The sequence below is a fragment of the Nocardia sp. NPDC050175 genome, assembly GCF_044459885.1.
Classification (GTDB): Bacteria; Actinomycetota; Actinomycetes; order Mycobacteriales; family Mycobacteriaceae; genus Nocardia.
The window spans coordinates 255557-274079 of the sequence record NZ_JBITJI010000001.1; the positions used below are offsets into that span (position 1 = coordinate 255557).

The 18523-nt window shown below is 67.7% G+C and carries 11 protein-coding genes; all 11 read right to left on the minus strand.

Annotated elements, in window-relative coordinates; translation table 11 throughout:
* Positions 1-16 precede the first annotated feature (16 nt).
* A complete protein-coding gene (locus ACIBK2_RS01145) occupies positions 17-1501 on the minus strand; it encodes a DUF222 domain-containing protein (protein WP_396962291.1) in 1485 nt (494 codons plus the stop codon).
* Between the two features lie 138 nt (positions 1502-1639).
* Complete coding sequence (locus tag ACIBK2_RS01150) at positions 1640-1783, minus strand: hypothetical protein (RefSeq protein ID WP_396962293.1); 144 nt, start codon at positions 1781-1783, stop codon at positions 1640-1642.
* Positions 1784-1930: 147 nt separating this feature from the next.
* Complete coding sequence (locus ACIBK2_RS01155) at positions 1931-2935, minus strand: acyl-ACP desaturase (RefSeq protein WP_396962295.1); 1005 nt, start codon at positions 2933-2935, stop codon at positions 1931-1933.
* A gap of 100 nt (positions 2936-3035) precedes the next feature.
* Entirely contained in the window at positions 3036-4418 is a 1383-nt protein-coding gene (locus ACIBK2_RS01160) for an acetyl/propionyl/methylcrotonyl-CoA carboxylase subunit alpha (RefSeq protein ID WP_396962297.1), read from the minus strand.
* A complete protein-coding gene (locus tag ACIBK2_RS01165) occupies positions 4415-4912 on the minus strand; it encodes an acetyl-CoA carboxylase biotin carboxyl carrier protein (RefSeq protein WP_396962299.1) in 498 nt (165 codons plus the stop codon). Before ACIBK2_RS01165 ends, ACIBK2_RS01160 begins: the two co-directional genes overlap by 4 nt.
* Positions 4912-6600 carry an acetyl-CoA carboxylase, carboxyltransferase subunit beta gene (gene accD / locus ACIBK2_RS01170; protein ID WP_396962301.1) on the minus strand — a complete coding sequence of 563 codons (1689 nt, stop codon included), beginning with the start codon at positions 6598-6600 and terminating at the stop codon, positions 4912-4914. Before accD ends, ACIBK2_RS01165 begins: the two co-directional genes overlap by 1 nt.
* On the minus strand, positions 6597-8159 hold the full coding sequence (locus ACIBK2_RS01175) for a PfaD family polyunsaturated fatty acid/polyketide biosynthesis protein (protein ID WP_396962302.1): 1563 nt from the start codon (positions 8157-8159) through the stop codon (positions 6597-6599). Before ACIBK2_RS01175 ends, accD begins: the two co-directional genes overlap by 4 nt.
* Complete coding sequence (locus tag ACIBK2_RS01180; RefSeq protein ID WP_396962303.1) at positions 8156-10240, minus strand: beta-ketoacyl synthase; 2085 nt, start codon at positions 10238-10240, stop codon at positions 8156-8158. Before ACIBK2_RS01180 ends, ACIBK2_RS01175 begins: the two co-directional genes overlap by 4 nt.
* Positions 10237-16590 carry an SDR family NAD(P)-dependent oxidoreductase gene (locus ACIBK2_RS01185; RefSeq protein WP_396962304.1) on the minus strand — a complete coding sequence of 2118 codons (6354 nt, stop codon included), beginning with the start codon at positions 16588-16590 and terminating at the stop codon, positions 10237-10239. Before ACIBK2_RS01185 ends, ACIBK2_RS01180 begins: the two co-directional genes overlap by 4 nt.
* 31 nt (positions 16591-16621) lie before the next feature.
* Positions 16622-17227, minus strand: a complete 606-nt coding sequence (locus ACIBK2_RS01190) for a GDSL-type esterase/lipase family protein (protein ID WP_396962305.1) — start codon at positions 17225-17227, stop codon at positions 16622-16624.
* Entirely contained in the window at positions 17224-18474 is a 1251-nt protein-coding gene (locus ACIBK2_RS01195; protein WP_396962307.1) for an NAD(P)/FAD-dependent oxidoreductase, read from the minus strand. The genes ACIBK2_RS01190 and ACIBK2_RS01195 overlap by 4 nt, the downstream gene beginning before the upstream one ends.
* Positions 18475-18523 lie beyond the last annotated feature (49 nt).

Below are 18523 nucleotides of genomic sequence, written 5' to 3' on the forward strand. Positions count from 1 at the left end.
CCTGCCACGATCGGCGTCAGGCAGCACCGGTCAACGGTTGCTCTAGTCGCAACCGCTCACGGTGTTGCCGCTCTCGCTCTTTCCGATGATGGACGCGAGAGAGCGCTTCGGCGAGTAGTTCGCCGGGGTGGTGGCGGTTATTGATTTGCGGTGTCCCACTGGGATCGATGTGCGGTGGTGCAATCCAGGCGACCCGGCCAGGATGCGCCGACTCCGGTCCCAGCACCACGGTTTTCCAGCCGCCGGGCCCGTCGTGGACCATGGCGTGGCAGCTATCGCAGGCCAGGGTTTCGTTGCCGATGTCAGTGGGCCCGGATTTGCTCCAGTCAGTGACGTGATGGGTGGCGCACATGCTCGCGGGAGCATCACAACCGGGGCGCGAGCAGCCACGTATGGCGGCGATCAACGCCAATCGCTGTGCGGCAGAAGCGAAACGTTTGGCGGTTCCTAAATGCAACGGCTCGCCTTGAGCATCGAACACCATCAAGAACGGCTGTGCCTCTTCAGCCAGTTTCAACGCCTCGCTCATCGGGACCAAGCCTCCGGTCGCGGTAGTCGCGACCCCGGCGGCCTTCTCGACATCCGCGACGCTCATCGTCAAGATCGTCGAGACCGGCAGTCCGCGATGAGATCCCAGCTTCTCCGATGCGACACCGTGCGTCAACAAGGCGACGAAACCATCATGGGTGCGCTGCGCGGCACTGCGGGCATCCCGCCGAGCCGCGGCAACGAGTTCGTCCCGATCGACGTATTCACTGCCCCCGGACGGACTTTCCGGATCATCCGGGTTGTTCATACCGGGTCGGGCGAGTTTGGCCATGACCGCATCCAGCAGTGCGCGCAAGGTCGGGGTGATCTCACCTCTGATCGGCGACATCCCATCGGCACGCTGACGGCCGATAGTGATGCCGCGCATTCGGGCACGGTCGGTGTCGTCTGTGCGCTCCCCGTCTGGGTCCAGATACGCCAGAATCGCCTCGCCCACCTTGGGTATGTCATCGGGCGAGCCGGTCCGCGCGAAATCGGCCAGCAGCTGTTCCGCTGCCTCGAATTCCGTATTCGCCGTCGAACCTGGCACGCGCTTCATCACCGCCGCGATCTGCCGCGCATGATCGACCGAAATCTCACCCTCGACCTGCGCCGCCGCGGTCGCCGGCAGGCGCGCCTCGCGTGTCTCCCCACCCATGTCATGCCACAACCCCAACGACAGCGCTGCCGCGACGCGCGCACCGGCCTCCGGGCTGGACAGCCTCAGGGTATGCATCAAGAATTTCTTCACCGTGCCGGTACCGGTCTGATTCGGCAGGTTTCGGTCCGAGGCTTGCACGATCAACCGATGCCCCACGGCCGCGAGCATCCGAGTGGCCTGTTCGACTCCACGCAACAGCTCGATGATCTTGTCATCGGACATGGGAGTCAACGACCGCTCGAGCAGATCGGACACAGCGCCGAGCAGCGGGTCGGCGACCCGTTCCTGCTGCGCGACGCTGCTCGAACTCATGTGCCAACCCTATCGAGCCACAGCCGTCAATTCCAGTAAAAACCCCATCTGATCTGCAGGTTTTCACTTCAAATGATATGCGAAATCAAGACCTTCGAGCGCACAGCCGTGATCAAGCTTCGATGAACAGTCCGCTGCTCACGTCTCCTCATCGAAGCCGGGCACCGTGGGAATCGGGATATTCGTCGTCTCGACCAAGCTCTTGAACATCGTCACCACCGACGCCGGCGCCACTTTGGTGTTGCGCGCCAACCGAACCCGCGTGCCTACCTCGAATGCCATCCCGTCATGATCACCAGCGGGATCGCGACCGTCTCATGTCCGCGCGCTGGGCGTCAATCAACCCCATAAGGCCGAGCCGATGTCGCAATAGGTTGCCCGCCTTACGGTTCCATGACGCAAGCGGTCAAGCTCGCGAGGAGCTGCCGATCAGCGCAACGTGGTGGTCAGTGCGGCCGAGTCGCGCTTGGTGGCCTGGCGGGCGGCGATGCGGTCGCGGCGTTCCTCGAACTTGAGCATGTCGCGTTCGTACTTCGCGAGGTAGTCGGCGAGTTTTTCACGAGTCTGCTCGCCCGCGGCGGTGAAGTCGTTGCGCTCGAAGATCTTCCAGATGCGCAGGACCGGCATCACCACATCTTCGAGGTGCTGGCGCATGTCGTAGATGCCGTGTTTGGCCATCAGGGTGCCGTAGCGGCGGAAGTTCGGATTCTCCGCGCCGGGCATCTGGAAGTTCATCAGAACGAGCGCGATCGCCTCGATGGCCTGATCGGGCGCCAAATCGAGAGCGGCGCCGCACATGTTGCGGTAGAAGATCATGTGCAGGTTCTCGTCGGCGGCGATGCGCTGCAGCATCTTGTCGGCGATCGCGTCGTTGCAGACCCGGCCGGTATTGCGGTGGCTGAGGCGGGTGGCGAGCTCCTGGAAGGTCACGTAGGCCACACCGAGCAAGAATCCGGTGTCCGGAACGTCGCTGGGATCGATGGTGCCGTACTTGGCGACGGCCAGCGGATCGAAGCCGGTGGTCATCGCGAGCATCCTGGCGTTTTCCAGTTCGACCGGGTCGACGCCGCGGGTGACCACCAGGTAGTCCCGCATCACGATGCCGTGCCGGTTCTCCTCGGCGGTCCAGCGCCCCACCCAGGTGCCCCACGCGCCGTCCTGTGAGAAGTTCTCCGCGATCACCCGATGGTAGGAGGGCAGGTTGTCCTCGGTGAGCAGGTTGGTGATCATCGCGGCCTTCGCGACATCGGACAGCTGCGACTGGCTGGGGTCCCAGTCGACACCGCCCATCGCGGCGAAGTTGCGGCCCTCGTCCCACGGCACATAGTCGTGCGGGTGCCAGGCCTTCGCCATCGACAGATGCCGATTGACGTTCTCCGCCGCGACCGGCTCGAGCTCAGTGAGCAGCTCGAGCTGGGTCAAAAGTCTCCCCATTTGCGTTACCCCTCAGACGTTTTGGCTCACAGTGCGCCGGCCCGAACAACGACCGCCAGCGCGACAACCTCCGCGAGCCTACGGATCCGTAGGTGGCAATTCAACTGGCCAATCTTGTGCCCCCAGAACTGGTGGCTGTGCCGATCAAGGCGGTGTCGTGGGTGGCGGCGCGGAAACGCGGATGGTCGAGGATGTCGTGCAGGAACTCGGCCGTGGTGGCGATGCCCTTGCCGCGGATGCGGGTTTCGGCCAGCGCACGGCGCATACGGGCGATGGCGGCGGGCCGGTCCGGGGCCCACACGATGATCTTGGCGAGCAGCGAATCGTAATGCGGCGGGATGGCGTAGCCGAGGGCCACGTGGGTGTCGATCCGAACGAACGGCCCACCGGGCAGCACACATTCGGTCAGTGTGCCGGGAGCCGGCGCGAAATCGCGGTTCGGGTCCTCGGCATTGATGCGGCATTCGATGGCGACACCGCGCGGGGCGGCGGATTCCGTGGACAGAACGAGCGGCAGTCCCGAGGCGATGCGCAACTGTTCGGCGACGAGATCGATACCGGTGACCATCTCGGTGACCGGATGCTCCACCTGCAGGCGGCAGTTCACCTCCATGAAGTAGAAGCGGCCCTCGGGATCGAGCAAGAACTCGAAGGTGCCCGCACCGACGTAACCCACGGCCTCGGCACCACGGACAGCGGCGGCACCGATGCGCGCGACCAGTTCGTCGGACAGGCCAGGCGCAGGCGATTCCTCGACGAGCTTCTGATGGCGACGTTGCAGCGAGCAGTCCCGCGCGCCGAGGTGGACGACCGTGCCGTGGCTGTCGGCCAGGATCTGCACCTCGATGTGCCGAGCCGAGTCGAGATAGCGCTCGACATAGAGCCTGCCGTCGCCGAAGACGGCGGTGGCATTGGCCCGGGTCTCTTGCCACGCGCCCGCGAAATCGGCCGGATCGCGCACCACCCGCATGCCGCGGCCGCCACCGCCCGCGACCGCCTTGATGATCACCGGGTAACCGATGCTGTCGGCGAGAGTCTGTGCGTCCTCGGCGGTTTCGAGTGGATCGCGACTGCCGGGCAGCAGCGGCAGGCCGGCCGCGTCCATCAAGGCACGCGCGGTCGACTTGTCGCCGAGGTCGGCCATCACGGCAGCGGGCGTGCCGACAAAGACGAAACCCTCTGCCTCACACACCTCCGCGAAATCCGGGTCCTCGGAAAGGAATCCGTATCCGGGGTGGATTGCGTCCGCACCGGTCGCCTTGGCCGCCTCGATGATCGCGGGGATGTAGGAGTAGCTGCGCTTGGCGGGACCGGGTCCGATCCGAACCGCCTGGTCGGCGAGCCGCACCGCCGCCGAATCGGCGTCGGGGACCGAGTACACGGCGACCGTCTCGATGCCGAGTTCGGCGCAGGTGCGGATGACCCGGACGGCGATCTCGCCGCGATTGGCGACCAGCACCTTGCGGATCGTCCGGGTCGTCACCGCACCACCTCCAGCACCAGCAGCGGCGCGCCGTGCTCGACCGCTTCGCCGTTGTCGACGAGGAACTCCGCCACCCGGCCCTCGCGGGTCGCGATCACCGGGATCATCAGCTTCATCGCCTCGACGATGCCGATCTGCTGGCCCGCACGGACCGGGTCCCCCTCGGTGACGAATGGCGCGGCACCGGGCTCCGAGGAGCGGTAGAACACGCCGACGGTCTCGGACACGACAGTGAAAGTATTTACGTCCGAAACTATTTCGACCGGAGCGGCCTCGATAACAGCGACCGGCGCCGCAGCCACGGTTTCCGTCACGGACGACTCCGCATCCCAGCTGATCTGCAACACCAGTGGCCCGTTGGCCACTGTCACCGACGTAGGCGCGGTCTCCGCACGCACAGACAGCGCATGCCGGGACAGCACCGTCAGCGCACGATCGGCATCGGCCGCGGTCAGCGCGCGGCCGACCGGCTCGGTGGTCAGGGTCTCCGTCATCACATCTCCTGATGGTTCGTCGTGCGAGGCAGACCGAAGGCACGGAATCGGTTGTGCCGCTGGCCGAGTAGTTGCCGGACCGGCAGTGCGCCGAGGCCGGAAATAGCGTGCCGGAGCGCCCGGCGCAGGTGTGCCGCAGCGGCGACCGGGTCGCGATGCGCGCCGCCATCCGGCTCCGGTACCACCGCGTCGGCCACGCCGAGTTCGAGCAGGGAGGTCGAGTCGACGCGCAGCGCGGCGGCCGCACGCGGGGCGGCAGCGGCGTCTTTCCACAGGATCGACGCGCACCCCTCCGGACTGATCACCGAGTACACCGCGTTCTCCAGCACGAGCACCTGATCGGCCACCCCGAGCGCGAGCGCTCCCCCGCTGCCGCCCTCACCGGTCACCACGGCAACCACCGGAACGGGCAGTCCAGCAAGCAGTTTCAATGACTCGGCGATCGCGACCGCCTGGCCCTGTTCCTCCGCAGAAATACCGGGGTAGGCACCGGCGGTGTCGATCAAGGTGATGACGGGAATGCCGAGCTTGGCGGCCAACCGCAACACCCGCGCGGACTTCCGATACCCACCCGGTGTCGGCATCCCGAAATTGCGCTTGGACAGCTCAGCGGCGGTGTGGCCCTTCTGCGTTCCGATCACCACCACAGGCGCTCCGTCGAGGCGGGCGAGCGCGGTGATCATCGCCGGGCAGTCGGTGGACAGCCGGTCGCCGTGCAGCTCGACGAACTCGTCGAACGATGCCGCCAGATAGTCCAGCGTCGTCGGACGGCCCAATTCCCTTGCCGCACGCACACTTTGCCACGCATCGCGGACCGGCAGCGTCGCGGGATCCGTCCGCACCGGCGGGGTCGACTCGACGAAGTCGATCCGCCGCGGACTGTCGGCGGCCAGGGCGAGCAGCCGAGCCAACCGGTCGCGCAGTGCGGATCGGTGGCAGATCATGTCCACCACACCGTGTTCGAGCAGGAACTCCGCCGTCTGGAAGCCGGCCGGGAGCGTCTCGCCGATGGTCTGCTGGATCACCCGTGGGCCCGCGAAGCCCAGGCGGGCACCGGGTTCGGCGATGATGATGTCGGTGGAGGTGGCGTAGGAGGCAGCGACGCCACCGTAGGTGGGGTCGGTGATCACCGAGATGGTCAGCACGCCCGCGTCGTCGAGATCGCGGAGTGCCTGGCTGGTCTTGGCCATCTGCATCAGCGCCAGGATGCCCTCCTGCATGCGCGCACCGCCGGAAGCGGTGACCAGGACCAGTGGCACGCGAGCGGACAGCGCGGTCTCCGCTGCGGTCGTCACCGCCTCGCCCACCGCGACACCGAGACTGCCGCCGAGGAACCGGAAATCCATGACCGCCAGCACAACCGGTGCACCGCCGATGGCCGCGCGGACGCAGCTGATGCCGTCGGTCATGCCGGTGCGCCGCTGCGCCTCGGCGTGCCGCTCGACATAGCTGCGGGAGTCACTGAACCCCAACGGATCTCGCACCGTCGCAGCGATTTCGATGCGCTGCGCCGAATCTGGATCGACCAGCGCCTCGATGCGTTGGTCGGCGGTCAGCACGCCGTGGCCGTCGCAGTCCGGGCAGACCCGGCCGCTCCGGTCGTAGCGCTTCGCGTAGATCATGGTGCCGCAGGACGGGCACACCATCCAGGAGGTCTGGATATCGGGACCGGTCTCCAGTGTCGTCATCGGTGCTCCATCGGTCGCGGAACGAATCGGGTGCAGTCGGCGGGCAACCGGGCACCCGCGGTGCGTAGCTGAGCGATTCGGGTGAGATACGCGGCGCCGAGCATCATCTGATCGGCTATGTCGGCGACATGCCGGTTGCTGAGCGCGGCCAGATAGGTCCCCGCGACCCAGTTGTTGAAGCCGCCCATCGCGGGCCCGGTCCACACCTGGTAATCGGCGACGCGGTCGGCTTCGCCGCGAATGCTCCACCCGGACGACAAGCCCAGGTACCACCGGAACACCAGGGCCATCTTGCGTTTCGGATCTTCGGCCGCGCCGACCAGCTGCGCGGGGTCACGTTCGGTGAAGTAGCTGACGCAGTCCTGCCACACGGTGTCGAGTGGCCGCCGGAACAGCGTGGCTTCGAGGTCTCGGCGCAGTTCGGTTGGGATGTCGTCGATTCCGGCGTACGCGCGGTACGTGTCGTACAGCCGTTGCGCGCGGGCGGCGAACATGGTGCCCCGGCGCAGCACCTGCACCTGCACGCCGAGTTCGAACATGTCGGAGGACGGCGCCATCGTGCAGTCGGCGAAATCCGCTTGGGCCAGAAGCTGTTTGGTGGTGTCGCACTGCGCGGCCTCGCGGGTGGCCTGGTTGATCGAGCCAGTCACCACGTAGGCGGCGCCCAGCGCGAACGCCGCAGCGGCGGCAGCGGGTGTACCGATACCGCCCGCCGCGCCGATCCGTACCGCCGCGGCGGCGGGCAGGGTGCTCCGATCGCGCGCGGCGATCAGTTCCGGCAGCAGCACCAGCAGCGGCCTGCGGTCGGTGTGGCCGCCGGAATCCGCCTCCGCGGTGATGTCGTCGGCCATCGGCACCTGCTCGGCCAGCCGCGCCTGCTCGGCCGTCACGTCGCCCGACGCAACCAGCTGACGCAGCAGATCAGCCGGTGCCGGGCGCAGGAACGGCTCGGCGACCTCGACGCGGGAGACCTTGGCGATCAGCCGATTCCGCACCTCGAGCTGCCCGTGCCGATCGACGCCGAGTCCGGCGACCCGGTAGCGGACAACCTCGGCGGTGAGGCCCATGAACGCCGAGGCCTCCACGCAGCGCACCTGGTGGCGCAGGCAGGAATCAACAATCGCCCGTTCCAGCGCCGGTTCGGACGGGCTATGGATCAGGTTGCAGGCGAAGGGCTTTCCCGGCAAGGTGGCACTGAGTTCGGCCAGCGCCGCATCCACCGCCGCGGGCGTAACGCCCGCGGCACCGTACGAGGCGAGGTAACCCGCCCGTGCCATCGCCGAAACCAGTGCCGGAGAGGCGATCCCATTGGCCATCGCCCCCGCCGAGTAAGCGGCCCGCACTCCGTAGGTGGCGTGGAACTGCTTGTCGCCGAGCAGTTCCGGCGGCAGTGGAGCGACCGCGGTGAGGACCTCCGACCGAGCGACGATGCCCGCGTCGGAGGTCGCGCCCACCTGGCCGTCATGGCGCACGAGCCACACCGGCTGCCGGACATCGAGCAACAGCGCGCTGATGTCGTCGGCCGTCTGCGCGACAACACTCATCCGGGACGTGGTCATCGGCCGTCCTCTCGCTCGACGAGTTCGACCGCGAGGTCGATGAGTTCGTAGATGCGCAGCCCCGGCTTCCACAGCGAGCCGTCCACGATGACGGTGACGCCGTTCGGTCCACGCCGGACCTCCTTGATGTGCGCGTCCAGCTCCACCGTGCCGTCGGTGGGCAGGAACTGGCCGCGGTAGCGCCAGCTGAACGGCAGGTCCGCGGGGATGCGGAAGACCGGATCGCGCAGCGAGTCCGCGAATCCGGCGTCGAGCATCCACTCCTGCACCGCGTGGATCACCGATTCGACGCCCAGCGAACCGGGAATCACCGGGTCGAGATGGAAGTGGCGGTCGAAGTACCAGTCCGACGGGTCGATCGCGCGCAGCGAATGCAGGTAGCCCGCTTGGTATTTGCCGCCGTTGTCGACCACGTCGATGTGGTCGATCAGGGCCAGTGTCCGGCGGGCGCACAGCTCGGCGTTCGGGTCGGCGCGCCGGGCGGCGACGTCGATGGTCCGAGTCGGTGCGTTCGCGTGTTCGTCCAGCCAGGTCGGCGCGGCCCGTCCCGCGTCGAGGCCGGTCTGGTTGGCCAGCGCTTCGTCGCTGAAGTAGCCGAACATGGTCTCGCCGGTATAGAACGGTTCGCCGTCGACGCTCAGGGTGTAGTCGAACGTCTGCAGTGACGAGCCGGGCAGGATCGTGGTCGACAGCAACCGCGACGACTGCTCGATCGTCTTGTCCCGCAGGTCGACTTGCCGCAACACCGTCGCGGTGCCGCCGAGATTGCGCAAGCTCAGCGTGACGCCGGGCTGGGTGAGGGTCGGCCCGGCGTAGTAGCCCATCAACAGCGCGGCCTGCAGCGAGGTTTCCATGTAGACGAAGTGCGGCATGGACTCGTTGGCGGTATCGCCGTAGTACCAGGAGTCGGCGGGCGAGTCGTACTCGGTGGTATACGCCGCGCCATCCAATCGGCCACGCGCACCATCGAATTCGATGACGCGGTCGACGAGCAGCAAGCCGCCGGTGGGCAGGCGGGTTGCACGTACGCCGGTGTATTCGGCGAATTCCGGTCCCATGGCGATGCTTTGATCGCCGCGCGCCAGGTGGGTCATGTGGAATTCATTGAGCAGCAGGCTCGGTGCGGCTTCGCCCGGTCCCACGCCCGCGCCGACCGCTTCCACGGCCGAGACGGTGACCTGCAACTCCCCTTGCGTACCAGCGATACTCGCCGTCGCAGTGACGTGCGGCCGTGGCACCAGGTCGATGTCGGTGACAACCAGCTCGATGGTTCCGCCAGTGCCGCCCTGGATAGAGCCACTCACCGGTGCTGCCGTCAGCGTGCTCCCCGAGAGGCACAGCTGCATGCCACAGAAGAGCGCGAACACCTCCGCGGCCTGCACCGCTGCCGCACGCGGGTCGCCGTCGAACCGTGCCACCACACGTCCTCGTCCGGTACCACCGCGCAACTCGATCGTCGTGATCTCGGTGAGTACCAGCGGCCCTGATGCGGCGAGACGCGCCACCGATACGACGCCGGAGCGCTGATGCCCGGCCCCGAACACGCTGACGACGTCACCCTCGGTGAGGCGAACCAGGGCAGCGTGATCCAGACTGTCGCGCCGGGTGCGAGCCAGTGCCTTGAACGCCGATTCGGCCGCGGCGGCCACCGGCTCAGCGGCCGTGAAACCAGCGGAACCGGTGCCGTTCGAGAGGCCCTCGCGAACCGCTCGCTCGCCACGAGCGGCAATGGCGCGACCGTCGCCGGAGACACCGTCGCCGACACCGGTCGCGGCCGGATCGTCGCTCACCACTCGGGCGGAAGTCGCCGTGCGCAGCGTCCGCTGCCAGGCTGCCCGCTGTAGCGCCACCTGAGCGGTCAGCGCCGCACGGTGCGCCGCCACGACGCCGGATCGAATCTCACTGAGCGGCTGCGACACTCGTGAATCTTCGTCCGTATCGGTGTCGATCAGCCGCCCGGTCGCCTGGTACTGGTCCCGATCGGCCGCTTGATCCGTCTGCGCCGCCGATGTCACAGCAGCCACCTCCGGCGAACCTGTCACCGGATCGAACGGTATTCCGTCGAACTCTAGGACTGTCATGCCATCCACCGCCTCACCGAGGTCTGGAACTTCTCTGTCAGATCCGGTGTCGTCACCACGGTGACGTCCGAGAACCGTTGCAGCACTGTGCCGTCCGCCGTAGTAGCGGTGGCGTCGATGCGGGCATCGACGCGTCCCGTTCGCGGGTTGTCCACGGTGAGCAGGAAGGTCTCGTCCGTGGGCAGCGGCCGGTAGTAGTCGGCCCGGCCGACCCCGAGGGGCAGGCAGGCGCCGCCCAGCAGGCGGTAGCCGAGCACCGGTGGACCCTGCAGGATCAGGTCGGCGAGGACCGGATCGTGCAGGCGGCCCGCGTAGGCGCCGTTGGCCACTCGTGTTGCCGGGAGCGAGCATTCGAAGACGATGGCGTCGTCGGAGGCGGCCCGCACCAGGTGCAGCCCCTGCAGGGCCGGCGCGTGGAACTGGATGGCATCACGGTAGATGTCGGCGTCGCTGGCCGATCCGCTCGGAATCAACTTGTTCGGCGCTTCGTCCGCTCCGCCGGCCAGCAGCAGCGTGGCCCGGAAGTGCAGCACGTTGCCGCCGCGGATGTTCGCCTCGACCATGGTACGGCCGTCGGCGGACGCGCCGGGGATCAGCTCGAGTTCGAGCTCGTCCACGGGATGGTCGAACACGATGCCCTTGAGTACCTGGAAGTCTCTGACACCGACCACGGTTCGGCCGGTCAGGCCGCGTTCGGCGAGATTGATCATCGCGCCGAGGCCGAAAGTGGCTGGTAGCACAACATGTTCGCCGATGCGGTGAGCCTGGATGACCGGCTCGTCGGTGAGCCCGGTCAAGACCCGCCGCGCGCAGACGGCGCCCGGCACGACTCCACTGTCACCGGACAGTCCGTTCGCGGGACCGATGAGGACGACGGTGTCCTCGCGGTGATCCGCCGTGAACTGCTCGGTGAAGGCCGCCGCGCCGACCTCTGGATCTAGCAGCGCGATACCGCGGGCCAGGAAGTGACCCCGCAACGCAGGAGTCACCATGCCGCCGTCCCAGGCGCCCCAGTCGATCGCGGTGACGTGACAGTCGGGATGATGCCGCCGCCAGCTCACCGCGAACCGGGACAGCGCCTCGTTCGCGGCGGCGTAGTCGGCCTGACCCGCGTTGCCGAACAGGCCCGCCACCGACGTGAACAGCACCAGGTGCCGCAGTTCGCCGAGCGCGGCGAGCACCGTAGCCAGTCCGGCGATCTTGGGCTCGAGGACGCGTCCGATGGATTCGGCGGTCTTGTCCGTGATCATCGAGTCGGCCAGCACGCCGGCCCCGTGCACGACACCGGTAATGCTGTCGCGCCAGGGCTCGAGCGCGGTCCGCACCGCGGCCGCGTCGGTGGCGTCCACCGCGAGATACTCGGCCCGCGAGCCCAATTCGGCCAGCGTGGCACGGATCTCCCGGGCGGCAAGCACTCCCGAGCACGCGCGCTCGATCTCCCGAGGCTTGACTCCCGTACTCGCCAAAGCGCGAACCGCCGCGGGCTTGAGCTCCGCATCGGAAACGCCTGCCGCCCAGTCGGGTTCAGGAGTCAGCTCGGAGCGACCGAGCAGGACGAACCGCGCTTCGCTGCGCTGAGCCAGTGCCTTCACACACGTCGCCGTGACCCCGCGCGCGCCGCCAGTAACCAGCAGCACATCCTCCGCCGTCAGCAGACTCGGCTGCTGCTCGGCACCGGGACGCACGATGGTGACAGAACTGGTGGCCGCGTACGCGCTGGGCACCAGCGTCCGCCGCTCCCCCACTGCGTCGATCCCGACTTCGAGGGTGTCCCGTGCCGCATCGAACAATTCGGCCGTCACGAGATCGGCCAGCTTTTCCGGCTCGACGCTCGGGTCGATATCCAATGCCCGGCAGAATAGCGACGACTGTTCGGCAGCAAGCGTTTTCACAACCCCGCCGACGCCGCCGAGCAGAGCACTCACTGGATCAGCGGTACCCACGAAGCCGAGGTGGCCGTCGAGGCGGGTGACCGTGACGAAACTTGCCCTGTCGTCGGCCTTCTGCAGCAGCGGCACCGCCTGACCGGCGGCCAGAATGGTCTCCCCGAGCCACCGCTGTGCCGAATCCCATTCGGCCGAACCGCTGCCCACGATCACGAGGCATACCTCGATGGGGCCGAGCCCCGACAGCTCGGCAGGCCCGTTGACGCGGTGGACCACCCACCCGAGCCCGGCGAGCGCGGATTCGAGTGCTGCGCAGTCCGGTTCCGACTCTCCGGTGAGATCCAGGAGCGCGACCCCCGCGCCCGCGTGGTAGGGCGCGACGGCCCGGTCCAGCGCGGGCAGGGTGATCAGTTCGACGGCGTGCCGCGGCGTTTCGGCCGCGGCCTCAGCTTTTGGGTGGACATCACCGCCCACCGACGTGGCGAGCTCGTCGACGATCTGATCCAGGGTGCGTAGCGTGCCGAGTTGCTCCGGGCCGAGGCTCGGTAAGTCCGGAAACCGTTCCTGCAGTGCGCCGATGACCTGCACTCGCTTGATCGAGTCGACGCCGAGATCGGCCTCCAGATCCATCGAGGGATCCACCATCTCGACCGGGTAACCGGTCTTCTCGGCAACGACCTCTTGCAGCGCGCGTCGCAGGATGTCACCGGTGGGTGCGCCCGCGTCGGCCAGTTCGGAGACGTCAGACGGAGACGTTCCGCTCGGAGCCGCATCTACTCCGTTCTGAACTGTCGAAGTTCCATTCGGCGCAGCGCCGCCCAGCAGGTCAGCGATCTGATCGAGCGTGCGCAGCGTGCCGAGCTGTTCCGGGCCGAGGTTCGGCAGGTATGGGAAACGCTCCTGCAGTGCACCGATCACCTGCACTCGCTTGATGGAGTCGACGCCGAGATCGGCCTCGAGATCCATCGACGGATCCACCATCTCGACCGGGTAACCGGTCTTCTCCGCCACGACTTCCTGCAGCGCCCGGCGCAGCGCGTCGGCCGACACCTGGTCGTCCGCTTCGGCGACCGGCGTGTGAGATCCGTTGCCGTTCGTCTGTGTCTCCGCAATCACCGGTGCCGCAACAGTTTCCACGGGCGCTACCTGCTGACGCTGCTCAACAACCGGAGCCGTCGTCAGCGGCCGACGCTCCGGCGCCGACTCGATCGCCGGCTGCCGCGCCGACTCCACCCGACGGGTGACCGGAGCCGCAGGCCGGGCCGCCGGCGCGAATCCGCTTTCCAGCTCGGCCAATTGCGCGAGCACATCACTGGCCCGCGAATGACTCTCGCTGATCGCGACACCGTGATCCTTGACGGCCTCGATCGCCCGCACCATCGCCTCGTCGAGCGACCCGCCGCTGAGCACACCGGCCAGCCCGCGGGCCATATCCAGCTGTCCGTCGAGGAATTGGCGGTGCGTCTGCAGATGCTGCACGAGCGCGCTGTCCAGCGCGTCCGCTCCCGGGTCGTAGGACTGCGGTGGTTGATACACGGTGGTCTCCGTTGTTTCGGTGAAAGGTGGGGCCACGGCCGGTATTTCGGGCTGGCGATCGACCACGGTGTCGACAGGGGTAGTAGTGGCGGCAACCGGCGCCGCCAGGCCCACCTGGTATCCGTCGTCCAGCACGGCGGCATACGCCGCGCGGCGACTCTCGGGCACATATTCGGGTGCCGACATCGTCACCGTCATCGCGCGACTCGGCTGGTGCCGCACGGCGGACGGGGCCGCGTGCCGGTTGAGCTCGTGCAAACCGAAGCCGAGCACGGCCAGCCGGACAGCGGCCCGCGCCAATGCGAGATCGCTGTTGCCGATCGGCCCCGAATCGGTGGGGATGGCGACCACATCGTCGCCGAGGGTCCGCCGCACCAGCGAGGTCAGCACCTGCTTGGGACCGAACTCCACGAACACCGTGCAACCCGCCGCACGCATCGCCGTCAATGCCGACGCGAATTCCACTGGCTTGCTCAGCTGTTCGGTGAGCAGGTCCCGATTGGCCGCGACGTCACTGCCGTAGTGCGCGTCGGGTGTGTTCGCGTAGACCGGAGCGTCCGGAACGCCGATCGACACCGTGGCAGTCGCTTTCGCGAACGCCGCCACCGCATGCGCTACGTACGGCGTGTGAAACGCGCCGGACACCGGCAACGCCCGAGTCGCCACGCCACGCTCGGCACTGCGCGCGACCACGGCGGCAACTCCCTCGGTGCCGCCGCCGATCACGACCTGATCGGGTGCGTTGTGGTTGCAGATCCACACATCGTCGACACCATCGACCAGTTCCTCGGCCGTCTCCCTGGAGGCACCGAGCGATACCATCGTGCCCGCCTCGACGCCCTCCTCCGGCGTCATCGCCACGCCACGCGCCCTGGCCAGCTCGAAGTACTCCTCGGTGCCAAGCGCACCCGAAGCCCACAGCGCGGTAAGTTCACCGAAGCTGTGCCCGAGGTAACCGTCGGCCCGGAACCCGTACCCGCGCAACACCTCGAACTGTCCCGCCGACAGCGCACCGATCGCGGGCTGCGCGAATTCGGTACGGCGCAAGGCGGTTTCCTGCTGCTGCGCGGTCTCCTCGTCGAAGGCAGGCGGCGGGAAGACCACCGACGACACCCGCACCGGCGCACCGGCGAACGCCGTGTTGGCCGCGTCGAACGCCGCGCCCACCGCCGGGTTGTTCAGTGCCGCATCCAGTCCCATATCGACGTACTGGCTGCCCTGTCCGGCGAACAGTGCGCCGACCTTCCGGTCCGGCAGCGCGGCAGCCCGGAAGTACACGCCCTCCGGATGATCCCACGCCGCAGCGTCGGGCCGACGAACCAGCTCATCGACGGCGAGGGTGCGCAGATGCTCGGCGCTCTCATCGTCCACCGACACGAAGCCGATGCGCGCGTGGTCTTCCGGAATGTCGCCGCCGTCGACCGGGTCGACACTGCGCACCGCGTCCACCAGCCCTGCGACATCGGGCGCGTGCCAGAGGTGCGCCCGCGCGGTCCGATGCAGCACCGGCTCATCACGAGAAGAATCAGCTTCTTCCAGCACGACGTGAAAGTTGGTGCCGCCGAAGCCGAATGCCGAGGCGGCGGCCCGGCGCACCGGTCGCTGCGGATCGCGGATCCACGGACGGGTACGCGTATTCACGTAATACGGCGCGTCATCCGAAGCGATCTCCGCATTGGGCGCCGACACATTGATGGTGCCGGGCAACACCTTCTGGTGCAGCGCGAACGCCAGCTTCATCAAACTCGCCGTACCCGCGGCACCCTTGGTGTGCCCGATCTGCGACTTCACACTGCCCAGTGCCGCGAACCGCGGCTCCGAAGTCGCGTCGGACAGCAGCCCTTTCAGCGCGGTCAGCTCGGTCTTGTCGCCGACCGGCGTGCCGGTGGCGTGCGCCTCGATCAGCGCGACATCGGCGGGCGAGCACTCGGCATCGGCGTAAGCCCGATCGAGCGCGACCCGCTGCCCACTGGCCCGCGGCGCGTAGATGCTCTTGGCCCGTCCGTCACTGGACGAACCGAGCCCGCGGATCACCGCGTAGATCCGATTGCCGTCGCGCCGTGCGTCTTCCAGCCTGCGCAGCGCGAGCATCGTGATGCCCTCGCCCAGCAGCGTGCCGTTGGCGTCCGAGGCGAACGGGCTGATCTGCCCGCTCGACGACAGCGCGCCCACCTTGCTGAAGCACATGTAGATGAAGATGGTGTTTTCGGTGTCCACACCGCCGGTGATCATCATGTCGGCCCGGCCGTCCTGCAGTTCGGCGATCGCCGTCCGCAGTGCGGCCAGCGAGGCCGCGCAGGCCGCGTCGACGGTGCAGTTGATGCCGCCGAGGCCCAACCGGTTCGCGACCCGGCCCGCGGTGATGTTGGCCAGCAGGCCGGGGAACGAATTCGCCTCCCACGGTGCGAACGCCGCGACGAACTTGTCCGCGATCGCGTCGGCGTCGGTATCGGACAGCCCGACCGAGCGCGCCGCTTCTTTCAGCACCGGCGTGGACAGCCGCGCGGCCAGCGGGTGCATCAACGGCACCGGCCCGGTCGTACCGAGCACCACTCCGGTCCGGCCTGGGTCGTACCAGCTCGAATCCACCGCACCGGCGTCGATGAGCAGATCTCGGGCCACGCCGAGGCTCAGCGTCTGCATAGTGCTGGTCACCTCGAGCTGGTTCGGCGGCAGCCCGAATTCCAGCGGGTCGAACTCGATATCGGGCAGGAAGGCGCCGCGACGCGAGTACGTCTTGTCCGGGGCGTCCTGATCGGCGTCGAAGTAGTCGTCGAGGCTCCAGCGGGACGTGGGCACCTCGGTGGTGCAGTCCACGCCGTCGACGATGTTCTGCCAGTACTCACGATGGTTGTGCGCGTTGGGCAGCAGCCCGGACATCCCGACGATGGCGATCGGGTTGCGCGCCAGGCGTCTGTCGTCTGTCACGAAAGTTCCTCTCGAACCGGATGGAGAAAGATCAGGCGGCGACGGTGGTCGCGGTACGCGACGCGATGAGCTCGGCCGCGCCCGCAGCGAACATGTGGTGACCGAGCGAGCTCGGGTGCAGGCCGTCGGCGGTCCACACCTCGGGCAGCGCCCAGTCCGGCTGGGTCGCGATATCCAGCAGCAGCGTCCCGGTGTCGGCGGTGACCTCGGCGAGCACGGTATTGGCGAAGGCGAACCGCTCGCGCAGCAGGCCACGGAACCCGTCCGGCACCGGCAGCCGCGCCGGAATATCCGGGTAGCTGGCGGTGAAAACCGTTGCCCCACCGGCCCGCAACGCGCCGAAGATGGTGCCGAGGTTGCGTTCGAATCGGCCCTCGTCGAAATCGCTGACCAGATCGTTCACGCCGACCACCACGCCGTAGAGGCCCGCTCGCGCCGACACCGCAAGGCGCAGTTGCTGTTCCACCACGACGGTCGTGGTCGCGCCGTGCACGCCGAAGTTGCGCACCGCGGCGGGCCGCAGGCCGAGCTGCCCGCCGAGCCTGGGTACCCAACCCCGGTACCCGCCCCCGGCCGCGGCATCGCCGCGGCCCTCAACGAAACTGTCCCCCACTGCCGTTAGGCCGGGGATCCTCATGCCGAAACCCCATCCTTGGTGACATGCCGTGCGGCCGCCGGAAAGTCGACCTTCTCGTACAGATCGGCCAGCTCCTGCTCACCGAAGTACTTCTCCGGCGAGTAGATTCCGGCGATCAGCCCGAAGAAGCCCTTGGTGTATTCGGCGTCGTAGCTGGTGGCGCGGAACACCGAGTCGTAGTACGGCGTCAGCGACAGTCCCGAAATGGCTTCCGTCAGTTCGTAAGTGCTCGCGCTCTGCAGGTCACGCTCACGCTCGTACTCGGCAAGCACTTCGGCCATCGGACGGGCGCCGGACAGCCCCTCGTGTACCAGATCCGACAGCAGCTGTGCGTACTTGAAGGCGTCGGTGATGCCCCAGCCGGTGAACGGATCCTTGTGGTAGCCGGCGTCGCCGACCAGCGCCCAGCCGGGACCGAACGAACGGCGACGGTAGTTGTCCGGGTACAGCATCGGCCGGAACTGCTCCACGCGCTTGCCCGAATCCTTCAGGTTCGCACCGAGTTCCGGGTCGATCTGCGACACGATCTCCTGCACACCGGCATCCGGGTCGGTGCGGAAGTCACGGAACCGGTCCCGCTTGCGCATCACCGCGACCAGCGCGAGACCGTCGTTGGTCGGCCAGGATGCGAACTGCTGCTCGCCGAAACCGGTGCGGTGCTGCATGCCCCAGTCGAGGCCGTCGTAGTACGAGTAGTAGATGAAGCAGGCCGCCGGGGACCCCTCGTAGACCTCGGCACCGACCGCCTTCGCCACCGTCGAGTTCGAGCCGTCCGCGCCGATCACCAGCTTGGCCCGGAATTCCTGCTCGGTGTCCTCGCCGACCTGGCCGCGGATGCCGACCACCGTGTCACCGTCGAAAACCAGCTCGTTAACGGTGAATCCGTTGATCACCTCGACGCCGGCGTTGCCCGCCGCGTCGACCAGGATCTTGTCCAGCACGGTGCGGCGCGGGCAGTAGACGGCGTCGATGCCGTCGGCCGGGGTGTCGGCGAAGCCCTTGATCACGATGTCGGTGTAGGAGAAGTTCAGGTGCCGGATCGCCGGGGTACCGGAGGCGACCACCTGGTCCAGCAGGCCCCAGGACTGCAGCAGGCCGAGGCCGGCCTGGTGGATGTAGTGGGTGGACGGGGTGTCACTGGGGAAGGTGGCGCGGTCCACGGCAAGGACCCGGTAGCCCTTCCTGGCGAGCAGCATGGCCAGCGGGGAACCCGCGACCCGAGTTCCGACAACGATGACGTCGTACATGTTCGCATCACTTTCCGGTAGTCGAATTCTGAATTCGAGTCTGTGGCCG

Coding starts and splice junctions, on each gene's coding strand:
- ACIBK2_RS01155 (WP_396962295.1), bottom strand. CDS start 2,935: ATGGGGAGACTTTTGACCCAGCTCGAGCTGCTCACTGAGCTCGAGCCG.
- ACIBK2_RS01145 (WP_396962291.1), bottom strand. CDS start 1,501: ATGAGTTCGAGCAGCGTCGCGCAGCAGGAACGGGTCGCCGACCCGCTG.
- ACIBK2_RS01175 (WP_396962302.1), bottom strand. CDS start 8,159: ATGACCACGTCCCGGATGAGTGTTGTCGCGCAGACGGCCGACGACATC.
- ACIBK2_RS01165 (WP_396962299.1), bottom strand. CDS start 4,912: ATGACGGAGACCCTGACCACCGAGCCGGTCGGCCGCGCGCTGACCGCG.
- accD (WP_396962301.1), bottom strand. CDS start 6,600: ATGACGACACTGGAGACCGGTCCCGATATCCAGACCTCCTGGATGGTG.
- ACIBK2_RS01180 (WP_396962303.1), bottom strand. CDS start 10,240: ATGACAGTCCTAGAGTTCGACGGAATACCGTTCGATCCGGTGACAGGT.
- ACIBK2_RS01150 (WP_396962293.1), bottom strand. CDS start 1,783: ATGGCATTCGAGGTAGGCACGCGGGTTCGGTTGGCGCGCAACACCAAA.
- ACIBK2_RS01190 (WP_396962305.1), bottom strand. CDS start 17,227: ATGAGGATCCCCGGCCTAACGGCAGTGGGGGACAGTTTCGTTGAGGGC.
- ACIBK2_RS01195 (WP_396962307.1), bottom strand. CDS start 18,474: ATGTACGACGTCATCGTTGTCGGAACTCGGGTCGCGGGTTCCCCGCTG.